We start from the raw sequence: 26247 nt of genomic DNA, 5'->3' as shown, positions 1-26247 counted from the left end.
TTTCCAAATCACTTTATACAAAATAAAGGACGGAAGACATTTGAATATGGAATGTGCTGTTAATTTTGGTATTGACTAATATTTTTTAAACAATAATAATTAGACAGAGAGTAAAGGAGCTATAGAGTTCATGTTAAAAAAATTATGTTATTTTATCATATTTATTATAACGCTTTTTGCTATTAACTTAAGTCTAGGAGAAGCGAGCGAAGTAAGTTATATTACAACAACAGAAGATGATGTACCTATTTTTAATAATATAACGAACAAAGATACTATAGGCTTTTTAAAAATAAACCAAACTTACAAAGTGAATAGTGAAGAGCAAAACTATTGGAAGATTAATTTCGGTAATGGGATCGGCTATGTATCGAAGGATCAAGCAACAGCGACTTCAAAAACACAAAAAACACCAAGGGAATATAAATCAAAAAATACAATTATTATTAAAGAAGACACAATTATTTACGACAAATCCTCAGCACAAGCTAAGCCGATTGCTGTGATTGCAAAAAATCAACGCTACCCAATCGTATCAAGCCATTATTTCAATTGGTATAAAGTAAAAATCGGTGGCAAAGTGGGCTTTATTAACAAAGAAAATACAGAAAAAGATAAAGGCATCCCTGTTTTAATGTATCACCATGTATTGCCTGATGCCGATAATAAAAAGTTTCGTGATGTATCGGCAGTAACTTCTGTTGAAAATTTTGAAGCACAAATGAAATGGCTATCCGATAACGGCTACCAAACCATTTTATTACAAGATTTAGAGCAGTTTTTAAACAAGGAAATCAATCTTCCAGGAAAAGTCGTAGCAATTACCTTTGATGACGGGCTAAAATCTAACTATATATACGCCTATCCAATTTTAAAAAAATATAATTTCAAGGCAACTGAATTTTTAATTACGAGCAGACTTCATCTTGATAAAACGCCAGACTTCAACCCAGATGCAATTCAGACGTTGAGCATGGAGGAAGTTGAAGCAATGAAAGATATATTCGACTTACAAAGTCATACACATGATTTACACTCAGCAGAAGATGGAAAAAGTCATGTACTTCTTAAAAGTTATGACGAAGTAAAAAACGACTTTTTAACAGGGAACGATATGATTCCTTTTCAATATATGGCTTACCCATTCGGTCAGTATAAAAGGAAAACAATCGCGATTTTGAAAGAACTCGATATAAAGATGGCCTTTACAATTAAAAAAGGTAAAGTCAAAATTGGTGATAACCCATATAAACTAAGACGCCAAGCAGTTAACCATGACTCCACGCTAGAAGATTTTATTGAGCTTGTAGAAAATTGAGCTATAGAAACAAGATAGGGGGAATTAGAGAATGAATATTCAACTAGGAAGTAGCAGGTATTCAAGTATATCGCAACCCAAAAGCCCTAAGCGTATAGCAGATGATTTATTTTTGGACAATAAAAAGAAAAACAACGCAAAATATGAAATCAAAAAAGAAAATGGCTATATACGCCATTATGTAACACAAGCCGATGGTAAAGTAGTCATGATTAAAGAAACCAAATTGCCAAAATCCGAAGAAAATGAACAAGACTCTAGTGATATAAAAGATTTGATGAACGATATGATTTTACATCAACTTACAAAGGCTCTAGATAAAGAACAATTCTCGAAGTTTTCTAAAACGGGGTTAGCAGCTCAAAAAGAAAAGCAAATTCAGAAGTATGCTTTAAGCATTTAATAAAAAAGTATATTAACCTTTCTCAATAAACAAGAAAAACGAACTAGTCCGAAACACTTCAAAGGTAATTGGATAGTTCGTTTTTCTGTGAGATAAAATACTTTTACTTTAATTTATAATACCACTTACTTTTTAAATAACCCTGCTGCAACAGCAGCTTCAAAGCTATTTCTTGCGAATTGTGTTGAATTCCCGACATTTTCCCAATGCATATACATTAATCTAGGATTATCGAAAAGCCAATGATTATGCACTGCTGTAACAATAAGCCCTCTTTTGCGAAGCTCTGTAATAAAAGGATTAATTTCCTCCTGAAGCACAACAGATTCACCAAGGTTTAGTGTATTAGTTCCCACCCCTTCAAATGATAAGGCAAATGGAAGTGCAAGAGGTGAACGAGTAGTTCGTCCAAGAATAGTTGCCTTAATATTACGAAGACGCTGTACAACACAAACAGGTTTCGCCGTAATGACTTCTCCACCGATGATATTCGCAAGCGCTTGGCATTTTTTCGTTTCTCCACAACCACAAGATGTTTCTTGAATATTATTGTTATTTTCCAATCTATTCACCTCCTTTTGATTTTCTACTAAATAATATATTCACAAGTGTTCTAAATGACTGGGAATTACATCATCAAAAATTAGTAACAGGTTATTTTATTAAAAGAAAATTAGGAAACATTATGAGTATTGAAGAAGCCTAATGTGAGGACATTTTGCCATAGAGGATTGGAAAAACTTAAAAAATAATAAGCAAATTTCTATGTTTTTATTATTTATGAATAAAAGCAATTTATTAAGAATAATATTAAATTAAGGAGGTGTTAATATGAAAAAGAAACTAGGTATGATGCTATTAGCTGTTGCATTATTAGGAGCAGCAGCCGCTTCTACAGCCCCTACTGCTTCTGCCGCTCAATGTTATTGGGTAGGTAAGGCATGGACATGTGACTATTAAGTTATTAAAGTACAGAAATAGAAAATACTTTTAATTATTTTTGTCATACTTCACACAAAACATTTATTTTGAAATTCTTGTGTTGCATACAACACATAACTATTTTCCTACAGAATACTAAAAACCTTGAAAACCAATTTTATTAGGTTTTCAAGGTTTTTTTAATTATACATATAAGAGTGTAGCTTTCTATTCATAAAAATATATAATCTATTCAGCAGTCACTTCATTACGAGGAGTCTTTTGTATATTCCATTATTCCCTTGTGCTATACTGCGTTAATCTCTAGACCAGAATATGTAATTAATCGATTTTATTTTGGTAACCAATATTATAAAAATCTGATGCATCTACTATTAATTCATCTGAAATAATACAGTCATGTATATGACCGTTATTAAAATCACAACTTTGCATGAATAGTAACTAAAATATATTTTGTCTAACCCTATCAATCGCTATGTTATGCAAAGTTATCATATAGTAATTTAATATATCTGCTTCTTCAATGATTATTTTTACTCATAATCACCATTTCTCGTTTTATCAGGGAAATAAGTAAAACTAAATTCGCCATCTTTATATGGAAAACCTGTTAAATATGTTTTGATACCAAAGCGAACTACAAGATTCCCATCGTAGCCATATTCATAAGATAAATTTTGCTTTTTATCAATCCACGTTTTATATGAATTGATTTCAGTAAGCGTTCGCTTTGTGCCTGTAATGTCACTTACTACCATAGCCAATGCTTGATTTGCAGTAGGTGTATTCCCTGTAGCTCTTACATGATACTTACGTTTCCCATATAAAGTTGTAGCGAAATCGTTTGGTCCATAAGTAATTGTTAGATACCTGTTATTTTTATCTACAAAAAATATTAAATAATGGTCATCACCACTCGTTGCTCCGTCCACTACATAATGTTGATTTAAGTATTGTATCGTTTCAGGCTTTAATTCCTTTTCCAGCCTATCCAACGCTTTAAAATCAAACAATTCATGACCGGCATTTTTATTTTTTACACGTTCTGCAAACTTAAAAGTAGCCGAATCGAATAATGCTTTATATCGTTTATTGTAGTCTTCCGTTTCTTCTTGATTGATTTTTCCTCTTTCTAAATCTACATATATACTACCTTTCTTTAATAGATAAAACAGATAACCAGTACCTTGCTTCGCTAATTTCTCGATATCATCATTGGAAGCATATTGACTAAGTGCTTGTTTCCCCTGTACCGATTTGATATTCGCTAAATGGAGCTTGTAAAAAAATACAATCACTTGTGAACGAGTTACATCACTAGCGTAGCCAAAATGTTGCTCAATTAACTTCTCTGTTGGATTTTGACCGCTTGATACTTTATGATCGTATAAAAATTGGATGCTATCCTTTAAAGTCATCTCATCCTTTGCAAGATAAGCAAGTGCTTCTGCTACAACGCCGCGTTTCACAGGTTCAAAACGTTGTACCTCATTGATGTATCCATTTAATGGCACACTATAACTTGCTAATTGGTCATAATAATCATCAGACCAATGTCTCTCCCCACTATTTCTCATCAAAGTACCTTTCGCAGCATCTAGTTTAAAATAATTCACTAGCATTTTTGCAAATTGAGCCTCTGTGACTTTATCGTTTGGCTTAAATGTACCATCCTTATAGCCATTGATAATACCTTCTTTACTTGCCCATAGAATAGCTTCATAAGCAGCATTTTTTGTGCTCACATCTTTAAATGGGCCTATTACTTGTTGGGCCTTTAAATCCGCTACATCATGACTAGAAGCATGAGCAACTAAATCACCAGCTCCTACTGTTCCACCTACTAAGCTACTTAGCAATAATGCACTGTACATACCTAATTTCATTTTGTTTACCACACTTTTACCTCCTAAATAATGCGAATTTTATAGTCCATTTTTAAATACGCATAGACCTATTGACCTGTGTCTATCGTAAAAAAAGAAGGCTACTTCTAAAATACAATGAAGATAGCCTTTAAAATGATTGACATAATTTTAATACAATCACTCTTGGAATTGCTTAATAGCTAATTCTTTTAATTCCACTTAATGCTTAAACTCTTTCATTATACACTTTTTTGAGGATATTTGTAATTAGTAATCATTGAAATACTATGCTTGTTATGTATTTTGAGAGGAATTTAATCCTACTATTTAAAAATTTAATTTGATAGTAACTTAATGCGCTTTCCACAGAGGTTGAATTTCACCAGCATTATCAGATTGGAGCAATGTTGGTTGATTCAATTCTGGAGATTTTTCTGTAGCTTTCTCAGAAACTCCAGATCTTAAAAAATTGTTTGTTTCAACACTTAAAGCTACAGTTCGTGAAAAACCCGTGAGGAATTGTGAGGAAGTCGAAAGAGCAATTACAGTAGATTTAAGTTTCATTATTTTATCATCAAACTTTCGACAAGCATCTTAAAAATTATTTTCTAATTATAGTTCTAGCACGTACAAAATATATTATGTGATTTTTCTCCAATAAATTTCAGCAAAAACATTTGGTTTTATTTTAGGTTTTTCCGCATATTTAAATGAATTACTCTGTAAAACTCTTTAATCAAGGAAAAATAAAGTCATCATTACTGTGATTAATAGTCCTCTTTCAATAAATATTGATTTTCTACAACACCATTTCGGTTGTTTGTTGATATTGCCATGCTGAATGGTTTTCTATATACACATATAATTTGTGATGTATAAAAGCCCATTCCTAAACAACATAAAAATGTTGTCTGAATGGACAATTATGCTACTTTTATAATACAGATGATATTTATTCACTTTGTTATGCTAAATCTTTTTAATATATAGGTAAACGTATTTTTCTCCTTCAATCCTGACTATTTTTTCATCGGATTCATTTACATCAACCTTTAATAGTTCGATATATTTATCAAACAACTAGCGCATAAAATATAAATTTGCCCCTATCCATTAAAAAGATACGCTTATCCATATTTTTATCATAGAAATCCCTCCTAAACACACACTATACATGGATAATTGGGGATTTTCTTTTACTATTTTCATGCTTTGTTAAATATAATAGTACTAATAAAAACCAAACAGTTCAAGATTATCTTACTATATTCGCCATAAATGTAACCAGGTAAAGATGATTAAAAAATATATTAGATAGAACAGATAACCAACAAGGATGTATGTTTTTTATTATGTACAAATTAGTTAAATTTCCCTACAATGGATACGAAGGGAGAGGAAACAAAAATGAATGATTTATCTTTTATATTACTATTTTTAAGTTTGATTGCTACATTCCTATTTTTAATTATGGCTGCTATTCAATACTTAAAAAAGAATTCTACTAAAGGTAAGAAATATGTTCAATTCTTAATAGCTTCGTTAGCTGTATTTATTATTTCTTTTATCCTTTTCGGAGTTACTATGGAGCCGACAGAAAGTGTTAAAGAAAACAACGATGAGAAAATAGAAACATCTACAGAACCAAAAGAAACAGAGGAAGAAAAAGCTGCGCGTGAAACAAAGGAAGCTGAGGAAAAAGCGTTAGCTGAACAGAAAGCAAAAGAGGAAGTCGAGGCTAGAGCTAAAGCAGAGGAAGAAGCTATTGCAAAAGCTGAAGCTGAAAGACTTGCTAAGTTAGAAGCATTAAAATTATCTGGCAGTGGTGACACTGTAACTAAATCATTTACATTAGAAGATGGATTTGTGATAGTAAATTCAACTCATAATGGTGGAAGAAACTTCGTTCTAACTCTTTATGATGCAAATGGAAATCGTATTGATATGCTCGTAAATACAATCGGTGGATACAAAGGGGCTCAAGCGATTGCAGTCACAGCTGGAGAATATAAATATGAAGTTAAAGCTGATGGTGCATGGACTATCAACATGTCGCAGGAAGTACCAAATGATGTACTACCACAGGGGACAGCAAAAGGAAAAGGCGATAGTGTAGTTTTTATGAACATACAATCAGGCTCATATACTGTGTCAGCTACTCATGATGGTTCAAGGAATTTCGTTCTTAGAGCTAATGATTCAGCTTTGTTATTTAATGAAATAGGACAATACAACGGCTCTAAAATTCAACAAGTAAATGATACAGCGATCTATTTCTTTAGCATAAATGCTGATGGGAATTGGAGTTTTACATTTGAATAAATAGCCCTCCACAACTACTACAACTGTGGAAGGCGCATAAAGGTCACTCAATGAGTGGCTTTTTTCGTATCTGCTTTTTTCGTATCTGCTTTTTTCCTATAAAAGGTATACTTCTCAAAATGACAAGAAATATAATTATGTTAAACGAGTTAATTTTATGAAATTAATTGATTTGTATCAAATCTAAATGACCGTCTTCCGAGGCACAGACCAACCATCATTAAAAATAATACGTAATCATGAAACAGAAGGATTCAAGCTGAATTCTCTTACTGTAACATCTTATATAGATACACATATGGATGTACCTAGCCACGTTTTTTGCGCAAAGAATCACTTTAGACTATTATGTACATTTGTTGAAAGAAATGGAGGAACGCGATGAAGCTATTTCAGCAAAAGTATTTGCAGACATGTTCAATGCGAATTGAAATACGAATTTTGTGTAGTGTTTTGTGTAGTGCAACTCTACAATCTAATACTTTCCCTAAAAACACAAAAAGCCTTGAAAACCAAGTGTATCAAGGTTTCAAGGCTCTTTGTAGGTCGGTCAAATACGTTCAAATTCGACCTAATTACGTCCCCAGTAGGATTCGAACCTACGACCGCGAGCTTAGAAGGCCCGTGCTCTATCCAGCTGAGCTATGGAGACAATTGCTTTAATAACATAACTGGTATTAAAGACAATATTTATTATATGAATAAAACGACACAAAGTCAATACTATTTTTAAAATTATTAATGTTTAAATTGTATTGTTTCTAAAAGCTCACCTTGGCGAGTAAAACACTCCACAATGTACTTTGTATTTTCTACTTTCACGACGATATAGCTTTGCTCTCGGCGCCCTCTTGGCATTAATAGGCTACCTGGGTTGATAAATAGAATACCATCAATCATTTCGGCGCCAAGTAAATGGGAATGACCGAAGCAGCAAATATTCACGCCAAGCTCCTTGGCACGATAGGATAATGTTAGTAGTGATGATTTGACTTGAAATAAATGTCCATGCGTTACAAAAATTTTTACATCTCCATGCGACACAACTTGCTCATCAGGGAAACGGTTGTCCGTGTAATCGCAATTGCCACGTACTCGAACCATATTTGCCAAATGAGGATGCTCATATGAAAGCTCACTATCTCCGCAGTGAATCAACACATCACTGTCTCCATGTTGGTTACGGACATGTTGAATTACTTCTGCATCACCATGCGTATCGCTCATTACTAGGATTTTCATATTTACTGCCTCCTTTTCATTCTAAATCAATCACGCCTCGGCGTGATTGCGTCCAGATTTTTTCGAGTTCGCTCGAAAATTCCCCTTCAAAATCTGTGACATCCGCCGGAGGCTTAACTTGAATCAGCAAATCTCTCCTGTGGCGAGTAACCGCAGGAGCAGGGGAGTTTGGCACCCCCTCTGATTAAGTTGCTTTCCCAGCATTCATCCCCCCACTTATAGAAGTGGCGGACTTCTGTATCTGAGCTTCGCTTTCGATACAACAAACATTTGCTGAATCAAGTTAAATTAATGTTGGAAGTACATCCGCTAATTTACGAATAGCGTTACCGCGATGGGAAATGGCACCTTTTTCTTCAGGAGAAAGCTCTGCCATTGCACGCTGTAGATTTGGTACATAAAAAATTGGATCATAGCCAAAGCCGTTCGTACCACGCTTTTCTTGTAAAATGACACCTTCACAAGTGCCGAAAACTGTATAAGTTTTTAGTTTGGGCCCAGCCACTGCTAGTGCACAGCAGAAACGAGCTGTACGCTGTTCTTCAGGCACACCTTGAAGCTTTTCTAACACTTTTACAATATTCGCCTCGTCATCGTGATCACCTGCATAGCGCGCAGAATAGACACCTGGTTCGCCGTTTAATGCATCGACTGCTAAACCACTATCATCTGCAATAACGAGCATCTGAAGCGACGTTGCAAGTGCTTCTGCCTTTAATATCGCATTCTCTTCAAATGTTGTACCTGTTTCTTCGATTTCCATATCAGGTGCTACATCAAACATTGTTAACACTTCGTAACCTAGTGGCGTGAACAATGCTTCGAAATCCTTCGCTTTACCTTTGTTCTTCGTCGCAATTACTACTTGCTTCGTCATATTTACTACGCTTCCTTTCTATTATCAATCAATGTAGCAATAGTACCTAACGCTTCTTTTTGATGCGTAATAAGCTCTTGGATGCCTACCTCACCTAATGCTAATAATTCATTTAATTCCGCGCGAGAAAACGTTGCTTCCTCACCTGTGCCTTGCACTTCTACAAAGCGTCCTGCCCCTGTCATCACAATGTTCATATCAACTAGTGCTGCAACATCCTCAACATAGTTTAAGTCTACTACGGCGCCAATTTCTTCGACAATACCAACGCTCGTTGCTGCTAAATAATCTATTATTGGGAAATTTTCAAATGGCTTTTCTTCTGCTAATTTAGCAATTGCCTGTGCCATTGCAACAAAAGCCCCTGTGATAGATGCTGTACGTGTGCCACCATCTGCTTGAATGACGTCGCAATCAATCCATACCGTCTTTTCTCCTAATGCTTGCAAATCGACAACAGCACGTAATGCACGCCCAATTAGGCGCTGTATTTCCATTGTACGACCATTTACCTTCCCACGCGCTGATTCACGCTGTGTGCGCTGTGCTGTGGCTCTAGGAAGCATTGAATATTCTGCAGTAATCCAGCCTTTTCCCTGCCCTCTTAAAAAGCCTGGCACTTTATCTTCTATCGTTGCTGTACAAATTACTTTCGTATTTCCTACAGTAATTAGTACAGAGCCTTCTGGATGCATTAAATAGTTTGTATCAATATGGACTTGGCGAAGTTCATGTACCGCCCTTTCATCATATCTAGTCATGAAAATCCTCCTTTTCTTTCGCGCACTAATCTTACCATACATTATGTACTCAAAAAAGTAGTAAATAGTAAGGGGTATCTGAAAAATTATTTCGAGACACCTACTACATCAAAATAAAAAAGAGCCACAAGGAAAAACCAACCTCCCTTGCAGCTCCAATTTTTAAAATTTAATACGTTGAATTGTTAAATTTTGTTGCTCTAGCCATCGCTCAGCTATTGAGCGGAAAATTGGCACCGAGCCCGACGCAAAAAAGACATGCTGTGGCGCCATATCATTTATACGCAATTGCTGATGATAAGATAAGGTTTCCAACACATGGCTAGCTGTTTCCTCTGCTGACGATACAACATGTACGCCTGCTCCTACAGCTGCCTCAATTTGCTTTTGTATAATTGGATAATGTGTACAGCCTAAAATAACCGTATCAAAGCTCGCATCCTTAATTGTTTTCAAGCCGCTTGCGACTAAATCATATGAGAATGGACCTTCATATTCGCCACTTTCCACAAGCGGAACAAATGTAGGGCAAGCGAGCGGAATTACTTTCACTTTTGTTGATAGTGAGTACAATGCTTTTTCATATGCGGCACTTTTTACCGTGCCCTCTGTAGCAAGTACTACTACCTCATTACGCTTCGTTTTTTTAATCGCAGCACGTGCACCTGCATTGATTACGCCAACAACTGGTATCGACATTTTTCTTTGCAAGCTTTCCAAAGATACTGCTGTTGCTGTATTACAAGCAACAACTAGCATTTTAATATTCATTTTTTCTAAAGCTTTTACCATTTGCCACGTAAATTGGCGCACTTCTTGTTCTGTCCGTGGTCCATATGGGCATCTAGCAGTATCGCCAATATAGTAAATGATTTCGTTCGGGAGCAGCTTCATGATAGCCTTTGCGACTGTAAGTCCACCAACGCCCGAATCAATTACACCTATAGGGGCATCCATATAAACCGCCTCAATCCTATTTCATTTGTACATGTAGTTTCTTTAAAAGTCGTACTAAATCTGTTGCTTCTTCTGCATCAAAATCATCCATAATATTTCGTAAATAATGTCGTCGCTGTTCAATTACTTCTTGAATGATTCGTTCTCCTTCAGGCAGTAAATGAATGCGCACAACACGCCGATCTTGTTCATCTCGGACACGTTGTACGAGTTTTGTTTTTTCCATTCGGTCTACTAAATCTGTCGTGGTACTAAAAGCTAAGTACATTTTTGTCGATAAATCGCCAATTGTCATATCGCCTGCTTCTTGCAACCATTGTAGCGCTACAAATTGCGGAGGTGTTATTGTATAGTTACTTAAAATTTCGCGACCTTTTTGTTTAACTAAGTGTGAAATAAATCGTAGTTCTTTTTCTATAATAGCAATAGAGTCAGCACTATGTTTTTCGTTATTATGCATTTTATAAGATCACTCCTAACAACAATTCATAGCTCTATTTTGAGGTTTTTTTTGAAAAATAGCAAGCTTACGTTCCATTTAACTTTAATTCTTGTAGTCGCAACAATTCAATTAATGCTTGGGTCCTGCTTGAAACCCCTAATTTTTGTATCGTATTTGAAATGTGATTGCGAACAGTTTTTTCACTAATGCCAAGTTTTTCCGAAATTTCTTTTGTCGAATAGTCTTCGATTAGTAGTTGAAATATTTCACGCTCTCGTTTTGTCAATAACAAGCGCGATTGCGAGTTACCCATATTATACACCCTCCTATCCTGTTCTTTGTAAAATATGTGAACAGGGGCATTACGGTGAGGGCGATTTCACTACTTAGCAAGCATTAGTTGCTTTGTATGCTCGGACCAAGCTTGTGCTTTGCCTGTTTGACGGTTTATTTGCACGATTGTGCCTCGTCCTGTAAAAACGGGTAGATTATCTCCGTTTTTTGCTAAATAGTGAACATCAACAGAGCTAGAGCCTATTTTCGCAGCTTTTACAAAAATCCGTAAGCTCTCATCAAAAAATACTTGCTGTAAAAAATCACACTGTAAATCGGCAACGACAGGAATTGTTTCACTATTTGGAGATGTCCAATCTGTCATTAAACCAAGCGATTTTAAATATTCGATACGCGCCATTTCAAAATAAGTAAATGGCACTGTATTGTTTAAATGTCCATACATATCTGTTTCACTAAAACGTACTTTTACCTCAACCGAGAATTGAAATTCTTCCATCCATTGTTCTGCATTTTCAATATATGCTGCACGCATTAAAAATCCCCCCTGCTGTCTAATGTGTATAATGAATACTCATTCATTATAACATACAATGAGTAACTCCCTAAACATCAATTACAACTCAGTTAACTTTAGTTTAGGTTTCTTCAGGCTCTCCATCTATGGAGGTGGGAGTCTTTGGTATAAATTCATCACGCAAAAAACATCTGTGCCCCTGCGGTTACTCGTCGCAAAAAAATTGCTAAATCAAGATAAAAAGGGCATTAGGAAAGTTTTCATTTTCCTAATGCCCTTAATTATTAGTCTACCATATGGTCAGAACCGAAGAAGTTTTTAAACATTTGAACAGTCGCAGCGCGGTTAAGAGCAGCGATTGAAGTTGTTAAAGGAATACCTTTTGGACATGCAGCTACACAGTTTTGTGAGTTACCGCAGTTAGCTAAACCGCCGTCTCCCATAATTGCAGCTAAACGCTCGTCTTTATTCATTGCACCTGTTGGGTGTGTGTTGAATAAACGAACTTGTGATAATGGTGCTGGTCCAATAAATGAAGCTTTTTCAGATACGTTTGGACATGCTTCCATACATACACCACATGTCATACATTTTGATAATTCGTAGGCCCATTGACGTTTGCGCTCTGGCATACGTGGACCTTCACCTAAATCATAAGTACCATCGATTGGAACCCACGCTTTTACCTTTTTCAAGGCGTTGAACATGCGGCTACGGTCAACTTGTAAGTCGCGAACAACAGGGAAAGTTTTCATTGGCTCTAAACGAATTGGTTGTGTTAATTTATCTACTAATGCTGAGCAAGATTGCTGTGGACGACCGTTAATAACCATCGAACATGCACCACAAACTTCCTCTAAACAGTTCATATCCCAAGTAACAGGAGTTGTTTGTTTGCCATCAGCTGTTACAGGATATTTTTGAATATGCATTAAAGCAGAGATAACGTTCATACCAGGACGGTAAGGTACGCTAAATTTTTCTTCACGTGTTTGACCATTTTCCGTATCTTGACGGACAATAATCAGTTCAACCGTTTTACCAGTGTTTACTGCTTCCATCATTAATTATCCCCTTTCGAAGAATAGTCACGTGTACGTGGTGGAATTAATGAAACGTCAACTTCTTGGTAAGTAATAATAGGCTCACCAGTAGCTGGGTCAAATTTCGCCATTGTTGTTTTCAAGAATTTCTCATCGTTACGGTTAGGGAATTCTGGCTTATAGTGCGCACCACGAGATTCATCACGTAGCAATGCACCTTTTGTCATTACTTTTGCAAGGTAAAGCATGTTCTTTAACTGACGAGTAAAGTGAGCACCTTGGTTTGACCATTTTTGTGTGTCATTAATATTGATTTTTTCCCAACGTTGTTGAAGCTCAGTTAATTTCTCGTAAGTTTTCTCTAAGCGGTCGTTATGACGTACAACTGTCATGTTGTCAGTCATCCATTCGCCAAGCTCTTTATGCAATAAGTATGCATTTTCTGTGCCATCCATTTTAAGGATTGCTTCCCATTTCTCAGTTTCTTCTTTTACGCGTGCTTCAAAAATAGACTCTGGTAAGTCTTCAGCATGCTTTTTAAGACCTTTTACATAGTCAACAGCGTTTGGCCCTGCAACCATACCGCCATAAATAGCTGATAATAATGAGTTTGCACCTAAACGGTTTGCGCCGTGTTGTGAGAAGTCACACTCACCTGCAGCAAATAATCCAGGAATTTCTGTCATTTGATCGTAGTCAACCCATAAGCCACCCATTGAATAGTGAACTGCTGGGAAGATTTTCATTGGTAATTTACGTGGGTCATCCCCAACGAATTTTTCATAAATTTCAATGATACCACCAAGTTTTACGTCTAACTCATGTGGATCTTTATGAGAAAGGTCTAAATAAACCATGTTTTCGCCGTTAATACCAAGTTTTTGGTTTACACAAACGTCAAAAATTTCACGTGTTGCAATATCACGCGGTACTAAGTTACCATATGCCGGATATTTTTCTTCTAAGAAGTACCAAGGCTTACCATCTTTATAAGTCCAAACACGTCCACCTTCACCACGAGCAGATTCAGACATTAGACGGTTTTTATCATCACCAGGAATCGCCGTTGGGTGGATTTGAATAAATTCACCATTTGCATATGAAGCGCCTTGTTGGTATACGATAGACGCAGCAGAACCTGTGTTAATAACAGAGTTTGTTGTTTTACCGAAGATAATACCAGGACCACCAGTTGCCATAATAACAGCATCTGCACGGAATGCACGAATTTCTTCTTTTACTAAATCTTGTGCTACAACACCGCGACATACGCCTTCGTCATCTAGCACAGCACCAAGGAATTCCCAGTGCTCATATTTCGTTACTAAACCAGCTACTTCGTGTGCACGAACTTGCTCGTCTAGTGCGTAAAGTAATTGTTGACCAGTCGTTGCACCAGCAAATGCTGTACGGTGCATTAATGTACCACCGAAACGACGGAAGTCAAGTAAGCCTTCTGGCGTACGGTTGAACATTACACCCATACGGTCCATTAAGTGAATAATACCAGGTGCTGCATCACACATAGCTTTTACTGGTGGTTGGTTTGCTAAGAAATCCCCACCATATACTGTATCGTCAAAGTGAATCCATGGAGAATCCCCTTCACCTTTAGTATTTACTGCACCATTAATTCCGCCCTGCGCACAAACAGAGTGTGAGCGTTTAACTGGAACTAATGAGAATAATTCAACTTCAGTGCCTGCTTCAGCAGCTTTAATCGTTGCCATTAAGCCGGCTAAACCGCCACCCACAACGATGATTTTGCTTTTTGCCATGATTTCTTCTCACTCCTCTTTCTTTAGCTAAAACTTCTCTCTTAAACGAATGATACGATAGCTGCTACACCAACGATGCTAAGAATAGCGAAAATAACCATCGTTACGTAAGTTGCAATTTGTTGTGATTTTGGTGATTGTGTAATCCCCCAGCTCACTAAGAAGCCCCAGATACCGTTCGCTAAGTGGAATGTTGCAGATAAAATACCCACTATGTAGAACCCAAGCATCCATGGCGATGCAACGATTTCCGCCATCATATCATAGTTAACTTCAGCACCAAGCGCTTTTTGGATACGCGTTTGGAAAATATGCCATGCGATAAATACAACTAGGAAAATACCCGTCATACGTTGCAAACGGAATGCCCAGTTACGGAACGTACTGAAGCGTGATGTATTATTCGTTGCTGTAAATGCAATATACACTCCGTAGAAAGCATGGAACATTAATGGAATATAGATGATTACCCATTCCATTACTAACAATAGTGCATGTGGAACTAACTCCATCATTCCAGTTGCGCCATTGTAAGCATCTTCACCACCAACTGCAGTGAAGTTCAAAGATAAGTGGAACACCAAGAACAGACCTACTGGAATAATACCTAATAGAGAATGTAAGCGGCGCCATAAAAACTCACGATCTTTTGACAAGACTGTTACCCCCCTTAGTACTTAAAATACGCTAGTCAGGTCGTCACGAAATTGTAAACGTTGTCCATTGACTGCGCATTTCATCATGGTACAATATTATGACATGTCCATTGTACTCTCAACATACTAGAGCGTCAAGGTCGCTAGCGATAATTCCTATCTCTCTTTAAGTATTTTTTTTGCTGCTTTATGCATATTTTTGTCGCGCATTGTCATTTTTTTGCACAATTCAAATGAATATAAGAAATTTTAGAAAGAGGTTTTTATTAATGGAAACCGGTAATACAAAGACGATTCCAACGTTTGGCTATGAAATTATACGTGATTATGTATTATCTTCTATACTGGGAAAACATGAAGAGGATGTACTATATTGGTCAGGTAAAGAAATAGCCCGAAAATTCCCGCTTTTCTCAATGGAAGAAGCCGCTGTTTTTTTCAAAGAAGCTGGTTGGGGAACATTATCCTTGGAAAAGGAAACAAAAGATAGCCGTACATATATTTTAACTGGGGATCCAGATACTTTAAAATTTGATAGCCGTTGCTTCCGTCTTGAAGCTGGATTTTTAGCTCAGCAATTACAGCATCAAATTGGCTTTTTAACGGAGTGCTATGATGAGAAAAATAGCAAAAAGCAATATGTTCAGTTTCATTTAAAATCAGATTTAAAGGAAAAGATGTAAAAAGAGGGGCTTGTCTAAAAAGAGTTTTCTTTTTTCAAACAAGTCCCTTTATTTTGATTGTTGAGGGTTGGGCGAATCATTACTTTTGAACCGCAAATTTTCATTCATATATTTAATGGTTACTACTCAGACTGCTCCTTTTTCGCCGCCTCCTCCTGAAAATACGTATAAATTTTTTCAGCAAGCGCTTGTGGAATTCGCTGTGCTGTTAATTCCTCCACTGTTGCTTCGCGAATTTTCTTCACTGAGCCAAATGCTTTTAATAGCTGCTGTTTGCGCTTTGGTCCCACACCTTCAATATTATCAAGTGCCGATTTAATCGCGTTTGTGCCATGCTGTTGTCGTAAAAATGTAATGGCAAAGCGGTGTACTTCATCCTGAATGCGCTGCAATAAATAAAAGCTATCACTTGTTCGCTTTAGCTCGATTGGCACTGGTGGCTCACCAAATAAAAGCTGTGATGTATTATGCTTCTCATCCTTGGCTAAGCCAGCTATCGGAATATATAATCCTAGCTCATCCTCAATAACTTCACGCGCGACCTCCATTTGTCCTTTACCGCCATCAATCACAATTAAATCAGGAAGCGGTAAATTTTCCTTTAAGACGCGCGTATAGCGACGACGAATGACTTCCTGCATCGCACCATAATCATCATGGCTCGCTGTTTCACGAAGCTTATATTTGCGATATTCCTTTTTGGCAGGTTTACCATCAATAAAAACAACCATCGCTGACACTGCATCTGTACCGTGCATATGGCTATTATCAAATGCTTCTATACGTAGTGGCGTAGCAATCCCCATCGCCTCGCCTAGAGCCTCACAGGCACCAACAGTACGCACTTCCTGCCTTTCGATTAGCTGGAATTTTTCATGAATCGCAATTTGGGCATTTTTCATCGCCATATCTACTAACTCTTTTTTTGCTCCGCGCTTCGGAATTAGCACACGAACGTCAAGTAATTTTTCTAACAATACTTCATCGATTGTAGAAGGGATGAATATTTCCTTTGGCTTTAAATGCTTCGTTTCTTCATAAAAGCGCCCTACAAATGTTAAAAATTCCTCTTCTGGGTCACGGTAAATTGGAAAAATAGAAACATCGCGTTCTATCAGTTTACCTTGGCGTACAAACAACACTTGCACACACATCCAGCCTTTTTCGACTGCATAGCCGAATACATCGCGATTTGATAAATCCTTTGTAATAATTTTTTGCTTTTGCATAATCGCTTCAATATGCGCAATTTGATCACGAAACTCCTTCGCTCTCTCAAACTGGAGCTGTTCTGCGGCCTCATACATTTGGCGCTCTAAATTTCGCTTCACTTCTACATAATCACCATTTAAAAACTTGGCAATTTCCTCTGTCATTTCACGATAAACTTGTGGTTCAATATCTTTTACACAAGGTGCGAGGCATTGTCCCAAATGGTAATATAAGCACACTTGAGTTGGCAATTGCGCACATTTTCTTAACGGATAAATGCGGTCTAACAGCTTGCGTGTTTCATTCGCCGCATAGGCATTTGGATAAGGTCCAAAATATTTCGCTTTATCTTTGCTAATTTTGCGTGTCGTTAAAATGCGAGGATATTTTTCATTTGTTATTTTAATGTAAGGATATGTCTTATCGTCCGTCAGCATAATATTGTATTTTGGATCATATTGCTTAATTAAATTTAGCTCTAACATTAATGCCTCTAAATCAGAAGCTGTAACGATGTATTCGAAATCCTCAATTTCACTTACTAAGCGTTGTGTTTTGCCGTCATGTGTCCCTGAGAAATAAGAACGAACACGATTTTTTAATATTTTTGCCTTCCCTACATAAATCACTGTTCCTTGTCGATCCTTCATTAAGTAACAGCCAGGTTCATCTGGTAAAATGGCTAGTTTGTTTTGAATGATTTCATTCATCAGTTATCACCTATACTTTATCATATAGCTCTATCATACCGAAAAATAAAAAGCCGCGCTAGCCATTTCGGAAAGCGCGGTTTCATGTATTATTTATTAGAATCGATAAAGTCGATTAAAGCTTCTTTCGGTTGGAAACCAGCCGTTTTCGCTTTTAATTCACCATCAACAAATAATAATAATGATGGAATCGACATAATTTGGTATTCTGCTGCTGTTACTTGGTTGTTATCAACATCTACCTTTACGATTTTCACATCGTTACCGATTTCTGCATCTAATTCCTCTAGAACAGGTGCAATCATTTTACATGGTCCACACCATGTTGCCCAAAAATCTACAAGAACTACGCCATTAGCGATTTCTTGTGCAAAGTTTTGATCTGTCGCTTGTACAATTGCCATTATAAATAGCCTCCTTCAACTAACATCTGCATGTAGTATAGCACGTTTAAAATACCAATAACAGTGAATTGCTCATATTAGTCTTGTCCTTTTATTTGCTTAGTAAATACTATATTGATATTGAACCAATGTCACTTCTTCATTGCAATACATCTCACTACCTATGCGACCGATTTCTTTAAAGCCCAGTTTCTGCAACATATTTTGTGAGCGAAGATTTGTCGCATGTGTTTCACCTTTGAATATTGCAATATTCAAATTTCTAACTCCATAATCTATAAGCAATTTAACCACTTTCGTGCCTACACCCATTCCCCAAAGACTCCTGTCCCCAATCGCTACGCCAATTTCCGCTTGTTGATTATGTATTTCAGCTAAATCTGCATAACCAATAAGTATTCCTTTATATTCAATTCCAAGGCGAATAAACGAAGGGCTATTTAGATGTAAACAACGCTCCCACCATGCAGCTAGTTCAGCCTCTTGACGCCCTATTTCCCAGCCATTTGCTGCACAAAACTCTGGGTCTTTGCTCCATGCTAACACATAGGGGAAATCAGCCTGTTGCAGAAATCTAAGTGTAATATTATCCATCAACATAACCACCTACTTTCAAAGTAATATGACTACTAAAAAACTTAAGTAAATTTATAAAAACCAAATGAAATCAAATGTTTCCAATTTGATTTTATAGTAAGCACTTAAATTTCAATAGCACAAAATAAAAAATATCCAAACTTTCTTGTATTAAGAATCGTTTAACATGTAAAGAAAGGGGTGGGAAGCTTGTTAACTATTCACAATTTAAAAGAAATAATGAATCTCTATACAGAATCCTTAATACGATTAGCTTATTACTACGTAAAGGATCGTCAAGCGGCCGAAGATATTGTACAAGAAGTATTTATTAAAATATATCACCATCCAAATAAATATGAAGAACGTGGACAATTACAAGCTTATTTATTTAAGATGACAGCGAATAAAAGCAAGGATTACTTAAGAAGTTGGTCTTATAGAAAAGTACAACTGCAAAATAAAGTTTCCCCTTCGACCAGTAAAGTGGAGTTAGATGAATTAGTAAGAAAAGATGAAGAAACTATAGTAGCAGAGGCAATCCTTGAATTACCTTTAAAACAAAGAGAGGTACTCATTTATTTTTATTTTAATGAAATGAATATTAAAGAAATAGCAAGTATTTTGTCTATTCCAGAAAGTACTGTAAAAACGCGATTAAGAAGAGGCAAAGAACTATTAAAGAATAAATTGAAGGATATTCAATGGGAGGTGCTTATAAATGAATAACTATACACCTACTGAAATAAAAGACTTACAAGCAATTAAACAGCGCGTGATGCATAATGTTTTGCAGGAAATTGAAAGAGGTCCCCAAAAGCCCACTTATAGATGGAGATTTTTTATACTAAGCGCGATTTTAACAGTTAGTTCTATTCTTTTTATCGTCAATCAGGTGTTTGTAGTTGATAAATATGCTACAAAGGTTGACCTCACCGAACCTGTATTTTATGAAGAACAAGGTTTATTTTATTTGCATGGCGTGACGTTAGGGGATTCCCCAGCCAAAGTAAGTGAAACTTTAGGTGAAAATTATACTACCGAATTGTTTGAGGATGGCAATAATGCTAATCTTATACTAGATTTTGAAGGCGATGCGAGATTTTATTTTGTACAGGGGAAATTAAAATCTCTCATCCTTATGGGAGTAGATAAAAAGCGTTTTGATGATTTATTTACTCGTTACAATGGAACAAAATTTACTAATAATGATACTCGTTTCATTTATTCAAGTGAAACGTCCCATATAATAAAAGCCGAGTATACGCCCTATGGATTATATGTATATTTAATGTATGCAGGTCCAGATTTTGCAGAAGTACAAGAATTTTTAAAACATCAAAACAATTCAAATCAATAAAATGCAAATAGCCGTAGGGGAAGTGTTTCCCCTACAGCCTCTTTATTACGCGTTTGCTTTCAACGCTTTAAATTCTTCAATTAACATCGGTACAACTTCGAATAAGTCACCAACGATGCCATAATCTGCTACTTTGAAAATATTTGCTTCTGGGTCTTTGTTAATTGCTACGATTACTTTTGAGTTTGACATACCAGCTAAATGCTGGATTGCGCCCGAAATACCTGCAGCAATATAAAGGTCAGGTGTTACAACTTTACCTGTTTGACCAATTTGTAAAGAGTAGTCACAGTATTCTGCGTCACAAGCACCACGAGAAGCACCTACCGCGCCACCTAGTACATTAGCAAGCTCTTTTAATGGCTCGAAGCCTTCCTCCGATTTCACGCCACGTCCACCAGCAACGACCACTTTCGCCTCTGATAAATCAACACCTTCTGCTGATTTGCGTACAACCTCTTTGATAATTGTACGTAAGTTTGTAATATCAACAGCTAATGACGATACGCCGCCTGAACGACTTTCATCCTTTGTAAGCGGTGCAATATTGTTTGGACGGATTGTTACGAATACGATGCCATCTTTCACTTTTACTTTTTCAAATGCTTTACCAGAGTAAATTGGACGAATAAATAATGCACTATCGCCAGCGCCTTCGATTTCTGTTACATCAGATACAAGACCTGATTGTAATTTAGAAGCGATTTTTGGTGATAAGTCTTTTCCAAGAGCTGTATGACCAAATACGATTGCTTCTGGGCTTTCTTCACCAACAACTGCCATAAATGCTTGGCTATAGCCATCAGATGTATATGATTTTAAGTGTGGGTGCTCTACTGTAACAACACGGTCAGCACCGTATGCTACTAATTCATTTGCTACACCCGCTACTGCGTCTCCAATTAATACACCAACGATTTCTCCACCGTCAGCGATTTGTTTTGCTGCTGCAATTGCCTCGAATGATACATTACGTAGGCTTCCTTCACGAACTTCCCCTAATACTAACACTTTTTTTGACATGCTGTTCCCTCCATACCTTTGTTATGACTGAAATTAGATTACTTTTGCTTCTGTGTGCAGTAAATTGACAAGCTCTTTCACTTGCGCTTGTAATTCGCCATCTAAAACGCGGCCTGCTGCTTTTTGTGGTGGTAAGTAGATTTCTACTGTTTCCACTTTTACTTCTACATCATCTTCATCGATATCTAAGTCATCAAGCTCAAGCTCTTCTAATGGTTTTTTCTTCGCTTTCATAATACCTGGTAAAGATGGGTAGCGCGGCTCGTTTAAGCCTTGCTGAGCTGTTACTAATAAAGGTAAAGTTGTTTCTAATACTTCAGAGTCCCCTTCAATGTCACGTACGATTTTCACGTTTGTGCCATCGATTTCTAGGCTTGTAATTGTAGTTACATAGTTAATGCCTAATAAATCAGCTAAACGAGGGCCTACTTGACCAGAACCACCATCAATCGCTACATTCCCTGCTAAAATTAAATCTACCTCTTTATCTTTTAAATATTCTGCTAGAATATAAGCTGATGAATATTGATCTAATTCGTCTAAATCATCTTCTGTATTAATTAATACAGCTTCGTCTGCACCCATTGCTAATGCTGTACGCAGTTGCTTCTCAGCATCTTCTCCACCGATTGTTACAACTGTTACTTTACCGCCTAATGCATCACGCTTTTGAATAGCTTCTTCAATCGCATACTCGTCGTATGGGTTGATAATAAATTCAGCGCCGTCTTCTTGGATTTTGCCACCTGATACAACGATTTTTTCCTCTGTGTCAAACGTACGTTTCACTAATACATAAATATTCATTTTACAGACCTCCGAAAGCTTATTTATTATTTACCTTTAAAAACTGGTTGACGTTTTTCAATAAATGCTTGTATTCCTTCTTTTGCATCTTCTGATACGAAAACTGTACCAAAACTTTCAGCTTCAGCTGCTACGCCTTCATGGAACGATGCAGCCTTTGTATATTGCAGCATTTCAATTGCTGCCTTTAGTGCAACAGGACTTTTCTTTGCGATTTTTTTCGCAATCTCAAGCGTTTTTGGTAATAATTCTTCATCAGTAAATGCTTGGTTTGCTAATCCCCATTGTACCGCCTCTGTACCTGTAATTGGCTCAGATGTAAATAGCATTTCAGCAGCTTTTGCAAACCCTACATAACGAGGTAAGCGTTGTGTTCCTGCAAATCCAGGAATTAAGCCTAGCTGTAATTCTGGTAACCCTAGCTTTGCGCCTTCTGTCACATAGCGTAAGTGACAGCCCATCGCAAGCTCTAGCCCCCCACCTAATGCTGCACCATGAATGGCTGCAATAACGGGTTTCGGAAATGTTTCCAGTCTTTCAAAAACACCTTGCCCATGCTGGGATAACTTAGCAAACTCTGCACCAGATGATACTTCTGTAAACTCCTTAATATCTGCACCTGCAGAGAAAAAACGCCCCTCACCATGAAGTACCATAACTCGTACTTCATCGTTATGTTCAATTGTATCAAGTATTTCATTGACTTCGGCGATCATGCCTCTTGATAAAGCATTAGCTGGTGGTCGCTGAATCGTTACAACCGCCACGCCTTCGTCTATTGTCCAATTGAGAAATTCCATTCTCCCATACACCCCTTTAAGCTTTTAAGCCATCCAGTAGCAATTTTTGCACTTTTGGCGCTTGTTCAAGTAAATCATAGCGATAGTCATTCATTACCCAAGTTGTTGTAATTTCATCTATTGTGCCAAATACCATTTGACGAGCTACTCGAACATCCATTGCAGAATTAAATTCACCAGATACCATGCCTTCGATTAAAATTTCATCAAGCAGCTTAAGATATTCCTTTAAAATCGCATTGATTTTTAAGCGAATTTCCTTATTTGATTGACGCAATTCTAATTGTGTAACTGTAGCCAGATGATGGTCACTTGCCAATACCGAAAAGTGACTTTCAATCATTCGACATAGTTTTTCTGAAGAAGTTTCACCACTTTTTAATATTTCCTGCAAATTCTCTACAAACACAACCATCTTTTCTTGAAAGACAGAAATTAAAATGTCCTCTTTATTTTTAAAATAAAGATAAATTGTTCCGTCCGCTACGCCAGCTTGTTTGGCAATTTTAGAAACCTGAGCCTGATGGTAGCCATTTTCAGCAATTGCAATAACAGCAGCATCAATAATTTGTTTATATTTTGGCTTATTGCGCTTCATGTTTATCACCACCAGTAAAAAATCTATTACATTTTGTTTTGATTAGCCTAGTGCTCAATCAAAACAAAAACATGAATGACCATTCATTCATGTTTTTATATTATTATTTGTTGTACTATATGTCAAGTAGCTAATACAACATTTTTTACGCTTCCTTCGCAGCAAGCTTTTGCTTTTCTTCATCAATTAAAGAGCGACGTAAAATTTTACCAACCGCAGTTTTTGGTAGCTCTTTACGGAATTCATATTGACGAGGCACTTTAAATGCAGCTAAATTTTTACGGCAATATTCATTTAACTGCTCTTCAGTTACTGAATAACCCTCTTTTAATACAATATAGGCCTTAACAGTTTCACCACGGTACGGATCAGGAATACCTGCAACTACACATTCTTGGATTGCTTCATACTCATACAATACTTCCTCTACTTCTCGTGGGTAAATATTGAAGCCACCTGCAATAATCATATCTTTTTTGCGGTCGACCACATAGAAATAGCCGTTTTCATCCATATAACCTAAATCACCTGTTAAAAACCAGCCATCAAAAAATGTCATTGCTGTTTCTTCTGGTCGATTCCAATAGCCCTTCATCACTTGTGGACCTTTAACTGCAATTTCGCCAATTTCGCCTGGTGGTAATGGCTCATAGTCGCCTCCGCGCAAAATAATTGCATCCGTATTTGGCCACGGCACGCCAATTGAACCGACAACACGATCATGCCAAATGAAATTCGCGTGGGTCACTGGAGATGTTTCTGTTAGTCCATAACCTTCAACTAGTTTACCACCTGTAATTCTTTCAAATTTCTCTTGCACATCTACTGGCAGTGGAGCTGAGCCACTTAAACAAGCTTTAATCGAAGAAAGATCATAATTGCCGATATCCGGGTGATTCAGTAAGCCAATATACATAGTTGGTGCTCCTGGGAACAATGTTGGCTTCTGTTTATCAATCGTTTTTAGCGCTTGCTCCACATCGAATTTCGGTAATAATACCATTTTCCCTTTCATCATGACCGCTAAAATTAACACTGTCGTCATACCGTATACATGGAAAAATGGCAATATTCCTAAAATTGTTTCGTTACCTTCCTCGCTTTTATACATCCATGCATCACACATTTTTGTATTGGCAATTAAGTTTTTATGCGTTAACATAACGCCTTTTGGTGAACCCGTTGTTCCACCTGTATATTGCAATAATGCAATATCTTGTTCAAAATCGAAATCAAGGGCAATCGGCTGTGGTGAGCTAGACTGCATAATATGTGTAAATAGATGATTTGCACCACTATGCTCTACCTTTACACTAAAGCCATATTGCTTTTTTTGAATAAATGGATAAACTAAATTTTTCGGGAATGGTAAATAGTCTTTAATACCAGTTACAATAACATTTTCTAAAGCCGTTTCCTTTAGAATCTTCATCGCTCGTGGATATAAAATATCCATTACTAAAAGTACTTTGGCACCAGAGTCAGCCATTTGATATTGCAGCTCGCGCTCAGTATAAAGCGGGTTTGTTTGCACAACAATGCCCCCTGCATACATCGTGCCATAATAAGCGATAACAGCCTGCGGACAGTTTGGAAGCATTACTGCAACTCGGTCACCTTTCTCCACCCCTAGAGAACGTAAATAGTTTGCAAACTTCAAAGCGGATTCGTAAAGTTCCTTATAGGTTAATTCCTTCCCCATAAAATGCACTGCTATTTTATCAGGGTATGCATTGTAAGCATCTGTTAAAAATTGCTGTACTGGCATTGCTGGTAGCTCAATTTCATGCGGGATTTCTTCGGGATACTTCTTTAACCACAACTTATCTGTCATAACATTCTCCCCTTCACCTAGTATACTTTTCATATTCTATTAATAATTATTATAGTGAAAAATGAATGCGTTTACAATCAGTTTCTTGTTATTACTCTCAAAATTAGCTCGAATATGTAATTTATTACTCGCTGAAGTTTATGAAATAAAAGTGTATTTTAGTACAAAGTTGATTTTTTTCAAAAGCATTATACTTACCTTGTATTTACTATAATTGAGAATATTCTTTCTATAGTAATATGACATTCTTTAAAAATAATAAAAAAACTATAGGGAATGCTAGATATAATCTTGCTTTCCCTACAGCTACTATCTTGTTAGCATATAATAAATACCTACTGCAATAAATGCAATACAAACAACCATTAGCACTTTCGCTAGTTTTTCCATTCCTCAACACTCCTACGCAATACTTGCTCCGATGACAAATGATAGGCCAACAGAAATAGTACAAGAAATAAAGCCTACAGAACGATTGTCGTTGGCAATTTCCTCATCCACTTTAATATGCGGTGTTAAAAATTCAAATAGGAAATAAGCAAAAATCAGTAATGTGAAGCCATATAACCCCCAGCCAAGCATTTCTATCAAGGATGAATGGCGCTCAATTGAATAACGGAAAATGTTGCAAATACCTAAAATTTTCCCGCCTGTTGCCAAGGCTACAGCTACATTCCCCTTTTTGATTTCTTCCCAATTTTTATACTTCGTTACAATTTCAAATAACACCATTGACACGACTAAACAAAGTACAACAACGCTAAAATAGCCTGCTGTCTCTACTAAAGGATGTTGCCAAAATGCTGATGCTAGCATA

Annotated in this window: 28 protein-coding genes and 1 tRNA gene; 7 read left to right on the top strand and 22 right to left on the bottom strand. The window is 36.7% G+C overall.

The genetic code is table 11. From position 1 onward, the window contains the following. Nucleotides 1-130 precede the first annotated feature (130 nt). Complete coding sequence (locus TY13_RS09675; protein WP_042474911.1) at nt 131-1318, top strand: polysaccharide deacetylase family protein; 1188 nt, start codon at nt 131-133, stop codon at nt 1316-1318. A gap of 31 nt (nt 1319-1349) precedes the next feature. Then, complete coding sequence (locus TY13_RS09670; protein ID WP_042474908.1) at nt 1350-1721, top strand: hypothetical protein; 372 nt, start codon at nt 1350-1352, stop codon at nt 1719-1721. A 125-nt stretch (nt 1722-1846) separates the two neighbouring features. Here TY13_RS09670 and TY13_RS09665 read toward each other — a convergent pair whose 3' ends face one another. Next, nucleotides 1847-2284 (bottom strand): DUF1259 domain-containing protein, encoded by a 438-nt coding sequence (locus tag TY13_RS09665; protein ID WP_230199418.1) that lies wholly within the window; start codon nt 2282-2284, stop codon nt 1847-1849. Between the two features lie 268 nt (nt 2285-2552). Here TY13_RS09665 and TY13_RS21135 point away from each other — a divergent pair, with 268 nt between their 5' ends. Beyond that, nucleotides 2553-2681 carry a hypothetical protein gene (locus TY13_RS21135; protein WP_268258008.1) on the top strand — a complete coding sequence of 43 codons (129 nt, stop codon included), beginning with the start codon at nt 2553-2555 and terminating at the stop codon, nt 2679-2681. Between the two features lie 518 nt (nt 2682-3199). On the opposite strand, the gene TY13_RS19795 is transcribed toward TY13_RS21135, so the two are convergent. Beyond that, the gene (locus TY13_RS19795; protein WP_052344289.1) at nt 3200-4564 is read right to left on the bottom strand and encodes an S-layer homology domain-containing protein; all 1365 of its coding nucleotides are present in this window, start codon (nt 4562-4564) and stop codon (nt 3200-3202) included. A gap of 1377 nt (nt 4565-5941) precedes the next feature. Between TY13_RS19795 and TY13_RS19790 the strand changes: the two genes are divergently transcribed. Next, the gene (locus TY13_RS19790; RefSeq protein ID WP_052344288.1) at nt 5942-6856 is read left to right on the top strand and encodes a hypothetical protein; all 915 of its coding nucleotides are present in this window, start codon (nt 5942-5944) and stop codon (nt 6854-6856) included. Between the two features lie 578 nt (nt 6857-7434). On the opposite strand, the gene TY13_RS09645 is transcribed toward TY13_RS19790, so the two are convergent. From TY13_RS09645 to TY13_RS09595, 11 genes are all read right to left on the bottom strand, one after another. Continuing rightward, nucleotides 7435-7508: transfer RNA gene (locus TY13_RS09645), tRNA-Arg, on the bottom strand. A gap of 86 nt (nt 7509-7594) precedes the next feature. Continuing rightward, nucleotides 7595-8098 carry a YfcE family phosphodiesterase gene (locus TY13_RS09640; protein ID WP_042474901.1) on the bottom strand — a complete coding sequence of 168 codons (504 nt, stop codon included), beginning with the start codon at nt 8096-8098 and terminating at the stop codon, nt 7595-7597. Nucleotides 8099-8381: 283 nt separating this feature from the next. Beyond that, complete coding sequence (locus TY13_RS09635; RefSeq protein WP_042474898.1) at nt 8382-8975, bottom strand: XTP/dITP diphosphatase; 594 nt, start codon at nt 8973-8975, stop codon at nt 8382-8384. Nucleotides 8976-8980: 5 nt separating this feature from the next. Beyond that, complete coding sequence (gene rph / locus TY13_RS09630; protein ID WP_042474897.1) at nt 8981-9736, bottom strand: ribonuclease PH; 756 nt, start codon at nt 9734-9736, stop codon at nt 8981-8983. Between the two features lie 162 nt (nt 9737-9898). After that, entirely contained in the window at nt 9899-10693 is a 795-nt protein-coding gene (gene racE / locus TY13_RS09625; protein WP_042474893.1) for a glutamate racemase, read from the bottom strand. A 16-nt stretch (nt 10694-10709) separates the two neighbouring features. Next, nucleotides 10710-11153, bottom strand: a complete 444-nt coding sequence (locus TY13_RS09620) for a MarR family winged helix-turn-helix transcriptional regulator (protein ID WP_042474891.1) — start codon at nt 11151-11153, stop codon at nt 10710-10712. Nucleotides 11154-11220: 67 nt separating this feature from the next. Then, nucleotides 11221-11448, bottom strand: a complete 228-nt coding sequence (locus TY13_RS09615; RefSeq protein ID WP_042474889.1) for a helix-turn-helix domain-containing protein — start codon at nt 11446-11448, stop codon at nt 11221-11223. 69 nt (nt 11449-11517) lie between these two features. Continuing rightward, complete coding sequence (locus tag TY13_RS09610) at nt 11518-11964, bottom strand: acyl-CoA thioesterase (RefSeq protein WP_042474887.1); 447 nt, start codon at nt 11962-11964, stop codon at nt 11518-11520. A 266-nt stretch (nt 11965-12230) separates the two neighbouring features. Beyond that, the gene (sdhB, locus tag TY13_RS09605) at nt 12231-13010 is read right to left on the bottom strand and encodes a succinate dehydrogenase iron-sulfur subunit (protein WP_195891683.1); all 780 of its coding nucleotides are present in this window, start codon (nt 13008-13010) and stop codon (nt 12231-12233) included. Beyond that, complete coding sequence (gene sdhA / locus TY13_RS09600; RefSeq protein ID WP_042474884.1) at nt 13010-14767, bottom strand: succinate dehydrogenase flavoprotein subunit; 1758 nt, start codon at nt 14765-14767, stop codon at nt 13010-13012. Before sdhA ends, sdhB begins: the two co-directional genes overlap by 1 nt. A gap of 41 nt (nt 14768-14808) precedes the next feature. Next, nucleotides 14809-15423: a succinate dehydrogenase cytochrome b558 subunit gene (locus tag TY13_RS09595; RefSeq protein WP_042474881.1), complete on the bottom strand. Its 615-nt coding sequence runs from the start codon at nt 15421-15423 to the stop codon at nt 14809-14811. Between the two features lie 269 nt (nt 15424-15692). Here TY13_RS09595 and TY13_RS09590 point away from each other — a divergent pair, with 269 nt between their 5' ends. Further along, entirely contained in the window at nt 15693-16106 is a 414-nt protein-coding gene (locus TY13_RS09590; RefSeq protein WP_042474878.1) for a YslB family protein, read from the top strand. A gap of 122 nt (nt 16107-16228) precedes the next feature. Here TY13_RS09590 and uvrC read toward each other — a convergent pair whose 3' ends face one another. The 3 genes from uvrC to TY13_RS09575 all read right to left on the bottom strand — a co-directional run bounded on the left by uvrC (nt 16229) and on the right by TY13_RS09575 (nt 19026). Beyond that, entirely contained in the window at nt 16229-18028 is a 1800-nt protein-coding gene (gene uvrC / locus TY13_RS09585) for an excinuclease ABC subunit UvrC (RefSeq protein WP_042474876.1), read from the bottom strand. Between the two features lie 89 nt (nt 18029-18117). Further along, nucleotides 18118-18432, bottom strand: coding sequence for a thioredoxin (gene trxA / locus TY13_RS09580; protein ID WP_042474873.1), 315 nt, complete (start codon nt 18430-18432; stop codon nt 18118-18120). Nucleotides 18433-18531: 99 nt separating this feature from the next. Continuing rightward, nucleotides 18532-19026, bottom strand: a complete 495-nt coding sequence (locus TY13_RS09575) for a GNAT family N-acetyltransferase (RefSeq protein ID WP_042474870.1) — start codon at nt 19024-19026, stop codon at nt 18532-18534. A gap of 192 nt (nt 19027-19218) precedes the next feature. On the opposite strand from TY13_RS09575, the gene TY13_RS09570 reads away from it, so the two are divergent. Beyond that, nucleotides 19219-19737 carry a sigma-70 family RNA polymerase sigma factor gene (locus TY13_RS09570; protein ID WP_230199417.1) on the top strand — a complete coding sequence of 173 codons (519 nt, stop codon included), beginning with the start codon at nt 19219-19221 and terminating at the stop codon, nt 19735-19737. Further along, nucleotides 19730-20368: a hypothetical protein gene (locus tag TY13_RS09565; protein ID WP_042474868.1), complete on the top strand. Its 639-nt coding sequence runs from the start codon at nt 19730-19732 to the stop codon at nt 20366-20368. The genes TY13_RS09570 and TY13_RS09565 overlap by 8 nt, the downstream gene beginning before the upstream one ends. A gap of 45 nt (nt 20369-20413) precedes the next feature. Here the strand turns inward: TY13_RS09565 and TY13_RS09560 are convergent, their stop codons facing one another. From TY13_RS09560 to TY13_RS09535, 6 genes are all read right to left on the bottom strand, one after another. Continuing rightward, nucleotides 20414-21391: an electron transfer flavoprotein subunit alpha/FixB family protein gene (locus TY13_RS09560; RefSeq protein ID WP_042474866.1), complete on the bottom strand. Its 978-nt coding sequence runs from the start codon at nt 21389-21391 to the stop codon at nt 20414-20416. Between the two features lie 33 nt (nt 21392-21424). Continuing rightward, the gene (locus TY13_RS09555; RefSeq protein WP_042474863.1) at nt 21425-22198 is read right to left on the bottom strand and encodes an electron transfer flavoprotein subunit beta/FixA family protein; all 774 of its coding nucleotides are present in this window, start codon (nt 22196-22198) and stop codon (nt 21425-21427) included. Between the two features lie 26 nt (nt 22199-22224). Next, complete coding sequence (locus TY13_RS09550; protein WP_042474861.1) at nt 22225-22998, bottom strand: enoyl-CoA hydratase; 774 nt, start codon at nt 22996-22998, stop codon at nt 22225-22227. A 16-nt stretch (nt 22999-23014) separates the two neighbouring features. After that, a complete protein-coding gene (locus TY13_RS09545) occupies nt 23015-23596 on the bottom strand; it encodes a TetR/AcrR family transcriptional regulator (RefSeq protein WP_042474858.1) in 582 nt (193 codons plus the stop codon). Nucleotides 23597-23741: 145 nt separating this feature from the next. Further along, nucleotides 23742-25430 carry a long-chain-fatty-acid--CoA ligase gene (locus tag TY13_RS09540; protein ID WP_042474856.1) on the bottom strand — a complete coding sequence of 563 codons (1689 nt, stop codon included), beginning with the start codon at nt 25428-25430 and terminating at the stop codon, nt 23742-23744. Nucleotides 25431-25832: 402 nt separating this feature from the next. Beyond that, nucleotides 25833-26246, bottom strand: a complete 414-nt coding sequence (locus TY13_RS09535; RefSeq protein ID WP_042474852.1) for a DUF350 domain-containing protein — start codon at nt 26244-26246, stop codon at nt 25833-25835. Nucleotide 26247 lies beyond the last annotated feature (1 nt).

This window comes from Bacillus ndiopicus, from assembly GCF_000612805.1.
Lineage (GTDB): Bacteria > Bacillota > Bacilli > Bacillales_A > Planococcaceae > Metasolibacillus > Metasolibacillus ndiopicus.
Note: the sequence above shows the minus strand (reverse complement) of the source record. Positions and strands in the feature narration are given on the sequence as shown.